This is a genomic window from Stenotrophomonas sp. 85239_Sma (assembly GCF_056481725.1).
In genome coordinates, this window is the sequence record NZ_CM151163.1 from 2,670,931 (window position 1) to 2,681,331 (window position 10,401).

At 68.1% G+C, this 10,401-nt stretch carries 10 protein-coding genes; 9 read left to right on the top strand and 1 reads right to left on the bottom strand.

Annotated features, from left to right (window positions below; all coding sequences use genetic code 11):
- The 8 genes from ACYKG1_RS12505 to ACYKG1_RS12540 all read left to right on the top strand — a co-directional run bounded on the left by ACYKG1_RS12505 (position 1) and on the right by ACYKG1_RS12540 (position 8,831).
- On the top strand, positions 1–1,257 hold the full coding sequence (locus ACYKG1_RS12505) for a CpaE/TadZ family protein (RefSeq protein ID WP_100473026.1): 1,257 nt from the start codon (positions 1–3) through the stop codon (positions 1,255–1,257).
- Complete coding sequence (locus tag ACYKG1_RS12510) at positions 1,242–2,588, top strand: TadA family conjugal transfer-associated ATPase (protein ID WP_100473029.1); 1,347 nt, start codon at positions 1,242–1,244, stop codon at positions 2,586–2,588. Before ACYKG1_RS12505 ends, ACYKG1_RS12510 begins: the two co-directional genes overlap by 16 nt.
- Positions 2,589–2,590: 2 nt before the next feature.
- Entirely contained in the window at positions 2,591–3,547 is a 957-nt protein-coding gene (locus ACYKG1_RS12515; protein WP_100473031.1) for a type II secretion system F family protein, read from the top strand.
- Between the two features lie 28 nt (positions 3,548–3,575).
- Positions 3,576–4,511: a type II secretion system F family protein gene (locus ACYKG1_RS12520; protein ID WP_100473033.1), complete on the top strand. Its 936-nt coding sequence runs from the start codon at positions 3,576–3,578 to the stop codon at positions 4,509–4,511.
- Positions 4,511–5,401 (top strand): tetratricopeptide repeat protein, encoded by an 891-nt coding sequence (locus tag ACYKG1_RS12525; protein WP_262084350.1) that lies wholly within the window; start codon positions 4,511–4,513, stop codon positions 5,399–5,401. Before ACYKG1_RS12520 ends, ACYKG1_RS12525 begins: the two co-directional genes overlap by 1 nt.
- Positions 5,398–5,859: a DUF3613 domain-containing protein gene (locus ACYKG1_RS12530; RefSeq protein WP_262084351.1), complete on the top strand. Its 462-nt coding sequence runs from the start codon at positions 5,398–5,400 to the stop codon at positions 5,857–5,859. Before ACYKG1_RS12525 ends, ACYKG1_RS12530 begins: the two co-directional genes overlap by 4 nt.
- A gap of 8 nt (positions 5,860–5,867) precedes the next feature.
- Complete coding sequence (locus tag ACYKG1_RS12535; RefSeq protein ID WP_262226805.1) at positions 5,868–8,021, top strand: TadG family pilus assembly protein; 2,154 nt, start codon at positions 5,868–5,870, stop codon at positions 8,019–8,021.
- 105 nt (positions 8,022–8,126) lie between these two features.
- Positions 8,127–8,831 (top strand): DUF2968 domain-containing protein, encoded by a 705-nt coding sequence (locus ACYKG1_RS12540; RefSeq protein WP_049443363.1) that lies wholly within the window; start codon positions 8,127–8,129, stop codon positions 8,829–8,831.
- A gap of 75 nt (positions 8,832–8,906) precedes the next feature.
- Here ACYKG1_RS12540 and ACYKG1_RS12545 read toward each other — a convergent pair whose 3' ends face one another.
- Positions 8,907–9,293, bottom strand: coding sequence for a hypothetical protein (locus ACYKG1_RS12545; protein WP_478470649.1), 387 nt, complete (start codon positions 9,291–9,293; stop codon positions 8,907–8,909).
- Positions 9,294–9,478: 185 nt separating this feature from the next.
- Between ACYKG1_RS12545 and ACYKG1_RS12550 the strand changes: the two genes are divergently transcribed.
- Positions 9,479–10,303: an alpha/beta fold hydrolase gene (locus ACYKG1_RS12550; RefSeq protein ID WP_478470650.1), complete on the top strand. Its 825-nt coding sequence runs from the start codon at positions 9,479–9,481 to the stop codon at positions 10,301–10,303.
- Positions 10,304–10,401 lie beyond the last annotated feature (98 nt).

Here is a 10,401-nt window from a genome sequence, read left to right on the forward strand (position 1 = left end):
ATGCCCTACGCCACTGCCCAGCCGCTGCATCCGCAAGGACCCCCGATGAACCTGGTCCTGTATGGCATGGATCGCGAACTGCTGCCCCGGCTGGCCGCCAAGCTGCCGCCGAGCACTGCCCTGCATTGGCAGGACAGCAACGCACCCACCTCCGCGCAGGACCTGCAACGCGGTCCGCAGAGCCTGGTGCTGCTCGACTTCCGGCCCGAGCATGCGGCCGCCTCGAGCGTACTGGCACAGCAGCTGCAGCAGACCCAACCGGACCTGCCCCTGGTGGCGGTGGGCGCCACCAGCGCCGGCCAGGTTGAAGGCGTGGTGATCGCGCTGCGCGCGGGCCTGCGCGATGTGCTGGACCTGGACAGTGACGACGCAGGCATCGAGGCGGCCCTGCGGCGTGCGCTGTCTCCGCGGCCGGCAGCGGTTGCCCAGCACGCGCACAAGGCACGCCTGATCGTGCTGCTGGGCGTGCGCGCCGGCGTCGGCACCAGCACCCTGGCCGCGCATCTTTCGGTGCTGGCGCAGCAGACGCGCGCGCTGGCCCAAGGCGAAGCCCTGCAGCAGGACGGCCTGCTGATGGAGCTGGCGCAGCCCGCCGGTGACCTCGCGCTGTACCTTAATCTCGACAGCCGATTCCATTACGAAGACGCGCTGCGCAATGCCAGCCGCATCGATGCCACCCTCGCCCGCACGGCCATGGCGCGGCATGACTCCGGACTGGTCCTGCTGGATCGTGCCAGTGGCAGCGATGCCGTTCCCCCCTCCGATCCTGGCGCGCTGCTGCAGCGCCTGCGTGGCGTGTTCGCCAGCGTGCTGTGCGACGCCGGCGGCTGCCCGCTGCGGCAGCTTCCGCCCTTGTTGCTGGACCAGGCCGACGAGATCTGGCTGGTCACCGATGCCTCGATCGCCACGCTGGTCTCGCTGGACCAGGCGCTGAAGCACCTGGCGGGCCAGCGCGAGCGCGAGAAGCGCCTGCAGCTGGTGATCAACCGCCACGATGACAGCAGCGGCATGGGCCCGGAACAGATCGCGCGCCGCTTCGAAGTGCCGTTGCTGGCGACGCTGCCCGAACGACCGCGCGTGCGCCTGGCCGCCAGCCAGGGCCACCTGCTGCTGCAGGATGCCCCGCGCGACCCCTATCTGCGTGCCCTCGCCCCGCTCGTGTCGCGCCTGGATCCGGCCGCGTGCCCGGTCCAGCCGCATGGCCTGCGGGAAAGACTCTCCCTTGCCCTGGGTGGATCGCAATGGAAGACAAGGTAACCCCGTTCCCGCACGCCGTTGCCCGCCCCGTGCTGGAAAGCACGCCGGGCCACCTGCCGTTCGCGCAGACCGAGCAGTACCAGAAGGTGCTGTCGGCTGCGCATGAGCACCTGCTCAACAGCATCGAAGACGAGCGCATCGACATCGATTCCTGGGCCCCGGACACCATCGCCCGCTGGGTACAGGTGCAGACCGTGGGCTTCATCCAGGAATGGCGCATCCCGATCAACGAGGAAGAGATGCAGGTGGTCGCGGAAGGGCTGGTCAAGGAGCTGACCGGTTTCGGCCCGCTGGACGACCTGCTGCACGACCCCTCCATCGAAGACATCCTGATCAACGGCTTCAAGGACGTGCACGTTTCACAGGGTGGCCAGCTCAGGCGCGCCACCCAGCGCTTCACCGATGACACCCACCTGCTGCGCATCCTGCGCCGCATCCTCGCGCCGCTCGGCCGCCGGCTGGACGATTCCAACCCGATGGTCGACGCGCGCCTGCCCAATGGCGGCCGCCTCAACGCGATCATCTCGCCGCTGGCGGTGGACGGACCGATGGTGTCCATCCGCAAGTTCCGCAAGGACCCGTTCACCCCCGACGAGCTGCTCGCCAAGGGCACGTTCGACGCGCCGATGCAGGCACTGCTGAAAGCGATGGTGCTGGGCCGCTGCAACATCCTGGTCTCCGGCGGCACCAGCTCGGGCAAGACTTCGCTGCTCAACGCCCTGGCCAGCTACGTGCCGGCCAGCGAGCGCGTCATCACCGTGGAGGACACCGCCGAGCTTTCGCTGAACCATCCGCACGTGGTGCGCCTGGAGAGCCGCATCGGCGGGGCCGAGGGCCAGGGCGCGGTCAGCATCCGCGATCTGGTGCGCAACAGCCTGCGCATGCGCCCGGACCGCATCGTGGTCGGCGAAGTACGTGGCGCTGAAGTGCTGGAAATGCTGCAGGCGATGAACACCGGCCATGACGGATCGATGGCCACCATCCACGCCAATACCCCGCGTGACTGCCTGTACCGCATCGAGATGCTGGCCGGCTTTGCCGGCTTCCAGGGCAGCGAGGACAGCCTGCGCCGGCAGATCGCCAGCGCCATCGATTTCATCGTGCAGATCTCGCGGCTGGGCAGCGGCCGTCGGGTGCTGGTCTCGATCACCGAGATCACCGGGGTGAGCGACAACCTGATCACCACGCAGGAGATGTTCCGCCACGAGGTGCAGATCGACGGCACCGGCCGCGAGACCGACCGCTGGATCGGCCTGGGCTTCCATCCGCATTCGCACAAGCTGGAGCCGTTCCGCCAGCAGCTGCGCGAATCACTCTACGGGGACTTCTGAACATGGGCACCGGCCTCCTGCTGGGCGTGTTGAGCATCATCTCGGTGCTGCTGGCGCTGGCGGTCTGGCTGTGGGGCACTGCCAGCAGCCGCGAGCAGCGCCAGGCCTCGTTGCAGCATGCCGAGCAGCAGCTGGCGCGCGGCAGCGCCGCCGGTGCGGTACCGGCCGGGCCTGCCGTTGCCGCGGCCAACGATGCAGCCCGCCCCGCCAGCAGTGGGAACCGCACGCTGCCGTGGGATGGCGTGCTGCAGCGCGCCGGCCTGCAGCCGGGCTGGAAACTGCCACTGATGCTGCTGGTGCCCGGCCTTGTGCTTGGGGTCGTCGCGGCAATGCGGCTGGGAACGGCCTGGATGTTTCCGCTGACCCTGCTGCTGTACCTGCTGGGCTGCTGGCTGTGGGTGATGCGCCGGATCACGAAACTGCGTGCGCAGCTGCTGCACCAGATGCCGGACTTCCTCGACAACCTGGTCCGCCTCACTGCGCTGGGCAACAGCCTGCAGGCTGCGTTCCAGGTTTCTTCGATGCAGACCAGCGCGCCGCTGCGTGGCCTGCTCGACACCACGGTGCGCTATGCGCGCAGCGGCATGGACCTGGATCGCGCGTTGAGCCTTGCCGCGCAGCCGTATCGCATGGACGTGCTGAAGGTGCTGGCGGTGGTGATCGGGGTGAGCGTGCGCATCGGCGGTCGTGCCGACCAGATCCTGCAGCGCATGGGCGACTTCATGCGCGACCTGGAACAGGCCCAGCAGGAACTGGCGGCCACCACTTCGGAAACGCGCATGTCGGCCTGGGTGCTGGGGCTGCTGCCACCGGCCAGTGCGGTGCTGATGGCGATCTCCAGCCCGGCATTCTTCCAGCCAGTGCTGCATGACCCGCTCGGCCACAGGATCCTGCTGATCGCACTGGGCCTGGAACTGCTCGGAGCGTTCCTGCTGTACCGCTTGGCCAAGTCGCTATGACCGCTTGCAGCCGCCACGGAGGTACCCGATGAGTGCCACGGCCTGGTTCGCCCTCTCGCTGCTGGTGTTGGCGGCCGGTGTCGCCCTGCTGGGCATCGCCGGGTGGGTGCGCAGCCATCGCGAGCAGCGCACCTCGGCCACGCTGAAGACCGCCCTGCAACCGCGTGACGAAGCCCGCGACAGCGAGGCTACCCGCCGCGACTCGCTGGGCTGGCTCGAGCGCTTCGGCCGCTCGCTCAGTGGTGGCCGCCTGGAGGCCGCGCTGCTGGCCAACGAGGACAAGCTGCTGCTGGACCTGGCCGGCTGGAACACGCGCCGCGGCACCGCCATCTACCTGGGCCTGCGCCTGCTGCTTGCATTGCTGGTGCTGGCCCTGGCGCTGGCGTTCAGCAGCGCGCAGGGGCTGTCCAAGGTGATGGTGGTGATCGGTGCGCTGGCGGGCGGGCTGCTGCTGCCCAAGTTCGTGCTGTCGTCGTGGGTCAAGCGCCGCCGCCGCGCGGTCGAGAACGAGCTGCCCCTGCTGATCGACCTGCTGCGCCTGCTGCAGGGCGTGGGCTTCAGCATGGACCAGAGCCTGCAGACGCTGGGCGACAAGCTGCGCGATGCGTTGCCGGTACTGGGCGGCGAACTGCAGGAAGCGAACGTGGCCTACACCCACGGCCGCACCCGCGCGCAGTCACTGCGGCGGTTGAGCGAGGTCTACGCCGATGACGACCTGGCCAGCCTGATGCAGCTGATCCTGCAGGTGCATGCGCACGGCGGCGCGGTACAGGAGCCACTGCGCCAGTTCAGCATCCGCCTGCGCGAACAGCGACGCAACACGCTGAAGGAAAAGGTCGGCAAGCTCTCGGTGAAGATGACCGTGGTGATGATGCTGACCCTGTTGCCGGCACTGATGCTGGTGCTTGCCGGCCCGGCGCTGGTCGCGCTGGCCACCACCATGTCCAAGATGGGATCCCCCTGATGCCAGCCCTGCGCACCTCCTGCCTGCTGCTTGCCGCCGCCCTCGCCGCCCTGGCCAGTGGCTGCGCCTCGACCACGCCGAAATACGTGCGCGCGCCCAGCCTTGCGCCGCCGGAACCCGATCCGCAGGACAGCCGCAACGCCTATCTGGAGCTGATCGAGCGCATGCAGCAGCAGGGCGCCTGGTATGCCTCGCTGGCCCACGTGGAGGCCTTCCGCCAGCGCTATGGCGATCGCCCCGCCCTGCGCCTGCTGCAGGCCGACGCACTGCGCGAGACCGGCCAGACCGACGCAGCGGTCGCGCTGTATCGCGAGCTGTCCAGCGGGCCGCAGGCTGCTGCCGCCGCCCATGGCCTGGGCCTGATCGCTGCACGCCGCGACGACGATGCCGGCAGTGAACAGGCCCTGGCGCGCGCCACGCAGTTGCAGCCCTTGAACACCGACTATCTGGGCGACCTGGGTTATGCGCGGCTGCGCGCCGGCCAGTTCGACCAGGCCCGCGAGCCGCTGGCCAAGGCCCTGGAACTTTCGCCAGGCAACGCCAAGGCCACTGCCAATCTCGCACTGTGGGCGGTTCTGCGCGGCGATCAGGCCACGGCAGAGCGCCTGTCGGAACAGGCCAACCTCAACGACGAAACCCGCCGCAGCATCCAGCAGCAGGCCCAGCAGATCCGTACCCGCCTGCAGCAGCGGCAGGCCGCGGCCGCCGTCAATGCGCCCACGCCTGCGCGCACGGCCAGCGTCGAACGCAGCGCCCGTGCATCGGGCAGCACACGGCTGGCAGCCGAACCACATCGCGAAGCACGTGACGAGCGCGATCCGCAGCGCCTGCCACCGTCGATGCTGGAACGCTTCAGCACCAACGAACACCCGACCGGAAGCACACCATGACCGCGATGCGCCTGATCCGACGCTTGTTGCCCGTGCTGTCCTGCCTGCTTGTTGCGGGTGCCGTGCAGGCTCAGCAACAGCCATTGACCGGACAGATGCTCGGCGGCCCCTTGCCGTCGGCACCGGCCACAGCGCCGATGCAGGCCGAGCCGCTTCCCACCGTGGAGCTGGCCGCACCAGCCGCATCTGCGGACGTGGCTGCGGCGCCACCGGCAATCCCCGCAACCGACGTTGCACCGCCGGCAGCACCGCGTGCGCGCCTGCAGAGCGGCGAGGCCACCCGCAACCTGTTCCGCCTGCAGGCGTCCGGGCAACAGGCCGGCCAGCGCCTGCCGATCCTGGGCGACCAGGCCACGCTGAGTTATGCGCGTTACCTGAAGAGCTTTGAACACGAGATCCCGGACTTCTTTGAGACCGATGTTGCCCGGTCCAGGGACGCCTCTTCCTCCGGACGCTGAGGTCGGCCATGAAACGCCCACGCCAGTTCAGTTTCAGTCGCCCACGCGGCGGCATGTCGGTCACGATGATGCTGGTCATGCTGGCGCTGCTGGCCATGCTGGGCCTGATCGAGGTCGGCTACCTGTTCTGGGCCAAGCGTGATGCGCAGAAGGTGGCCGACCTGGCCGCGCTGGCCGGCGCGCAGCGGCTGGAGCTGTGCAGCCCGGACAACAGCGACAACAGCGCAGCCCGGCAAAGCGCGCTGGCCCAGAACAGGTTCGCAGGCACCCTGCAGGTCCGCTGCGGCAACTGGAGTGCCAGCCGCGGCACCAGCAACCGTTTCGTGACCAGCGTCGATGCCAGCAACCCGCGCAATGCCGTGCAGGTGATCGCCGAGCGCAGCGTGCTGCCCTTTTTCGGCCAGAACACCAGCCTGCCAACCGTCAGCGTGCAGGCGGTAGCCCGCCGCTCGGAGCCCACGGCGGTGTTCGCGGTTGGCTCGCAGCTGCTGCGCACCAACGGCGACTCGGTGCTGCTGTCGACGCTGCGCCTGGTCGGCCTGGATGTCACCAACGCAACCGTGCTCTCCTATGACGGCCTGGCGCAGGCCAACGTCACGCCATCCGGCCTGCTGAAGGCGCTCAACATCCCGGTGAGCGCCAACCTCAGCGTGGCCGACTTCAACCGCCTGCTGTCGGTCAACAAGATCTCTCTGGCGCAACTGGTCGATGCCACCGCCACCGTCGTCGGCCGTGACTCGACGGTAGGCGTGCAGCTGCGCGCCCTGTCCGACCTGGTCGCCACCCAGCTGGACATCAACAAGCTCAACATCGCGCTCGGCAGCCAGGCCGGCGGCGGTGGACTGTTCGCGGAAGTTGTCTCGCCCGATGGCACCGTCGGCAGCGCGCTGGAATCGAAGATCAACGTGCTCAACCTGATCAACACCGCCATCTCCATCGCCAACGATGGCAACGGCGTGACGATCAAAGGGCTGGACCTGCTGGGCATCAACATCCAGGGTGGCGTGGTCGAACCACCGTCGATCGCCATCGGCGGCGTCGGCACCCGTGCCTACAATGCACAGGTACGGCTGATGGTGGACGTGGACAGCAACAACCTGTTCGCGCTGGGGCCGCTGCTGAACCTGCTCGGCACGCGCCTGCACCTGCCGCTGCATGTCGATGTGGCCAACGGCATGGGCACCCTGACCGGCATCCAGTGCGGCGGCAGTCCCCCCAAGGCGACCATCCAGGTCGATTCATCGGTGCTGCGTGCCTGCGTCGGCAACGTCGACCCCGCACAGCGCTTCTCGAAGAACAATGTCTGCGACGCCACGCTGCAGAACGAACAGCTGTTGAAGCTGCTGGGCCAGCCGCTGATCAACGACAGGATCACCCTGCCCGCCCTGACCAGCTCGCAGAACCTGACCCTGGCCGCCGGCGAGACCGCCTCGACCCGGATCAACCCGCTCGCCGTCGGTGATGCAGTGTCGAGCCTGGTCAACGAACTGCTTCGCGTGCTGTCCGGCATGCTCAGTTCGCCCAAGCAGGGCATGAGCGCCAACGACACCGCCAAGGCCCTGGCCGACCGCTATCTGCAGGCGGCCTTCCCAAATGGCGGGCGCTACGATGTCGACAAGCTGATTCCGCTGCTGCGCGACGGCGATCCCAGCAAGCAGCTGGCACCGCTCAACAGCTGGACCGTGCCGGGCGGCCTGCCCTATGCGTGCGGGCTGCTGAACCTGACCACCTGCCACAAGGATGGGCCGGTCTGGGATGCGCTGAAGGTCACGGTGACCGGCCAGGGCCTGGGTGTCCTCGACGGGCTGCTCGGCTCGCTGGTTGGCGGCCTGCTGATCAACCGCTGCGACAGCCTGCTCGGCAACCTGATCGACTACAACGGCTGCGTGCGCAACAACCTGGCCTCGTACATCCAGACCGCGCCGGCAGGCTTCCTCGATGGCACCGGTGGCAGCGGCGTCACCAACCCCGACGGCAGTGTCAGCTGCAGCGGCCTGCTGTGTACCCTGCTGAAGCCGATCCTGGCCGCGCTGCGGCCGGTGCTAAACAGTGTCGGTACCCTGCTGACCAACCTGCTGGCCAGCGTACTGGGCCTGGAACTGGGCCGGACCGACGTCAACGTGCAGTCGATCCAGTGCAGCGCAGCACAGCTGGTCTATTGACATCGAGCCGTGACGGGCGCCCTTGGCGGCGCCCGCACCCATGCTAGACTCCCGGCGGGGAACCACCTTCATATCAACCCACACTCATCCGTGGATGGTCTAGACATGCGAGAAACTTCAGGGGGCGCGGTCTTCGCCCGGCACGCGCGCAGCGCGGCAGTGCTGGCCGTGGCCATGATGCTGGTGGCTCCAGCGGCGATGGCCGCACGTGGCGACCGTGAGCCTGCAGCCGAACCGGCGCGCAGCGCGCCGGTGGTGCGCAACACCGTGGACGAGCTCAAGCAGTTGATGGATTCGCGCCAGCTGACCGAGCTGCGCACCACCTACAACGGCAACTACGGCGCCAGCCTGCTGTTCAACGCCAACACCCTGACCTACTACGTCGCCCTGTTCCAGGAGAAGAACTTCTGGCGGGTGATCAAGACCGATGCGGTGGACAACGCCGAGCGTGTCTACCGTACCTTCGCGCAGCAGTCCGAGCAGCTGGCCCAGGTCTACATCGACACCACCCGCCTGGAAGCCGGCAAGCGCTACACCGAGCGCCTGGTGGCCTACAACGAGGAACGCCTGCGCACCCTGCAGCAGGAAATGGAACAGCAGCAGGCCCAGTCGGCGCAGGTCAGCGCCGCCCTGCAGCAGGCCCAGCAGCAGGCCGTGAGCCTCAGCACCGATGTGCAGAGCACCAACAGCCAGCTGGACGCCCTGCAGCGCCGCATCCAGATCCTGCAGGCCGAACAGGGCAACCCGGAGTTGAGCCTGCCCAAGCCGGACAGCGTGCCCGCACCGGCTGCCGCCAGCGACGGTCGCTGAGACCCGCATTTGCGGCATTCCACGCAACGGCGCCCCAGGGCGCCGTTGTCGTTTTCGGCACTTCAGCACCCCACTTCACTGGCAGGCGCCATGGACCGCGTCATCCAGCTGCCGGCGCTGCACGAAATCCAGCCGCCGACGCTTGAGCAACTCCCGCTCGCGTTGCCGGCGCGCACGCTCGCAGGCCGCCGCATCCGCGCTGATCGTGATCAACGCCCCCTGCGCCCGGCCGGCACGCCGCGGGCGGCGCGAAGGCTTCGGTGGCGCGAGCACTGGCGCCACTGCGCCTCGGGACAATGACTGCTCCGCCGGGACGTCCCAGCGCCATGCGGCACGTCCCTGGCAGGGCGTCTGCTGGTAGACCGGATGCGGTCCATCCACGCATTTGTAGACGAGGGTCTGTGCCGGCGCGGCCATCGGCAACAGCAGGCACAGCATCAGGGACCATCGCGTGGCGGGCATCCGGGCGTTCCACTGGCAGGCTGCAGACATCCTCGGCGCGCGACTCCGGTCCCACCAGAGCGATATGCGTCACATCCTTTGCAATCCAGCACAGCGGTGCAAGTCCGTCGCCGGCACCTGCGCTGTACTGCCGGAGGCAGCGGCAGCCTGCCGCTGCCTCCCTCCCTTCCGCCAAGGAACCTGCAATGAGCAACTTCGTCACCGTCGCCGACGGCGCCCGCATCTTCTACAAGGATTGGGGTACCGGCCAGCCGATCGTGTTCGCCCACGGCTGGCCACTGTCCTCCGATGCCTGGGACCCGCAGATGCTGTTCATGGGCCAGAACGGTTACCGCGTGATCGCCCATGACCGCCGCAGCCACGGCCGTTCCAGCCAGACCTGGGACGGCAACAACATGGACACCTACGCCGACGACCTGGCCGCGGTGATCGAGGCGCTGGACCTGAAGGACGCGATCCTGGTCGGCCATTCCACCGGCGGCGGCGAAGTGGCCCACTACATTGGCCGCCACGGCAGCACGCGCGTGGCCAGGGTGGTGCTGGTCGGCGCCGTGCCGCCGCTGATGCTGAAGACCCATGCCAACCCGGCCGGTACCCCGTTGGAGGTCTTCGACGGCATCCGCAAGGGCACCGGCGGCGACCGTTCGCAGTTCTTCAAGGACCTGGCCACCCCGTTCTTCGGTGCCAACCGCGATGGCAACACCGTCACCCAGGGCATGCGTGATTCGTTCTGGCTGCAGGGCATGCTCGGTGGCGTCAAGGGCCAGTACGACTGCGTGCACGAATTCTCGGAAGTGGATTACACCGAAGACCTGAAGAAGATCGACGTGCCGGCACTGGTCGTGCACGGCGACGACGACCAGATCGTGCCGCTCGATGCCTCGGCCAAGCTGTCCGCGCAGATCATCAGGGATGCCGAGCTGAAGGTTTACGTCGGTGCGCCGCACGGGCTGACCGTCACCCACGCCGAGCAGTTCAACGCCGACCTGCTGGCGTTCGCACGCAGGTGATGTGCCGCGGCGGCGCCATCCAGCGCCGCCGCATGAAAAAAGGGGACGGAGGGGATTAAGTCGTTTGTGCACAAACGACTTAATCCCCTCCGTCCCCT